The 1,428-nt window shown below is 65.2% G+C and carries 1 protein-coding gene; it reads left to right on the forward strand.

Annotation, left to right across the window (positions count from 1 at the left end; all coding sequences use genetic code 11):
* Positions 1-96: 96 nt before the first annotated feature.
* Entirely contained in the window at positions 97-1,368 is a 1,272-nt protein-coding gene (locus tag ACZYRU_RS26865; protein WP_488960170.1) for an integrase core domain-containing protein, read from the forward strand.
* The last annotated feature ends 60 nt before the right edge of the window (positions 1,369-1,428 follow it).

Consider the following 1,428-nt stretch of genomic DNA (forward strand, 5'->3'; position numbering starts at 1 on the left):
ATTGTGATGTCTCAGGACATCCCTGACAGTTCTGTGTCAGCAGATTCCTGACGTTTCGACGGGGTTCGGTCCTGACACTTCTGGCTCTGTTGAGTGGTGTCGAATGAACCTGTTGATCCCCGTGTCCGGCTCGCTATCGCGCTGTGGCCTGATGACGCCCCCCGCGGAGCGGTGTCCACCTTCTGTGCCGAACACGGGTTGTCGCGGGAGACGTTCTACATGCTCAGGCGGCGTGCGGCCGCAGACGGTCCAGCAGCGGCCCTGGAGCCACGATCACGTCGTCCGCGGGCCAGTCCCAACCAGGTCGGCGACCATGTGCGCGAGCAGGCACTGGGCGTGCGAGCAGCGCTGGAGTCTTCCGGCTTGGACCATGGGCCGATCAGCGTGCACGACAAGATGATGACGATGGGGCTTGAGCGCGTCCCGTCGGTCGCGACGCTGGCGCGGATCTTCCGTGCGGAGGGCGTGGCGCGGAAGGAGCCTCGCAAGAAGCCGCGTTCGGCCTGGCGGAGGTTTGTGTATCCGGCCCCGAACGCGTGCTGGCAGATGGACGCGACCGAGTACGTGCTGACCGGTGGCAGGAAGTGTGTGATCTTCCAGCTCATCGACGACCACTCTCGCTATGCCGTCGCCTCCCACGTCGCGCGGGGTGAGACATCCGCGGCCGCGATCGTGGTCTTCGACAAGGCCGTGGCCGCCCACGGCGTCCCACAGCGGCTGCTGTCCGACAACGGGACCGCGCTCAACCCCTCCCGACGCGGATTCGTGGGCCAGCTCGTCGAGCACGTGTCGTCCTTGGGTGTCGAGGCGATTACCGGCAAGCCCTACAAGCCCACAACTCAGGGCAAGAACGAGCGCTTCCACCAGACCCTGTTCCGCTACCTCGACAAGCAGCCCCTCGCCGCCACGCTCGCCGAACTCCAGGCACAAGTCGACGCGTTCGACCACATCTACAACACCGAACGTCCCCACCAAGGACTGCCGGGCCGCATCACGCCCCAGACAGCTTGGGAGGCCACCGAGAAGGCCGAAGCGCCACGCCCCAAGTCCGAGGAGCCCTTCCTTGTCCAGGCCGTTACCAAACGCCTTCGGCCCGCCCCAGCACCGAAGAACCTGCCGGCCGGCACGAGCGTCAGGAGGCTGAGCACCGCGGGCACCTTCATGCTGGCCGGCGTCAACTACAAGGTCGACGGACGCTACGGCTTCCAGCAGGTCTTGGTCATCGTTGAGGGCGACACCATCACCGTCGCCGACCTCGAAGGCGAGATCCTCATCGAGCACACCCGACCCGCACCAGGAGTGCGATACGTCGGCAATGGCCGACCACCCGGAGGCCGCGGCCCCGGACAAGTGTCAGGGAAGTCTTGAGACACCTTCTGTCAGGGATGTCCTGATACAGAACTGTCAGGGATCTCCTGAGACATCACA

It is taken from the genome of Nocardioides sp. F233 (genome assembly GCF_057813895.1).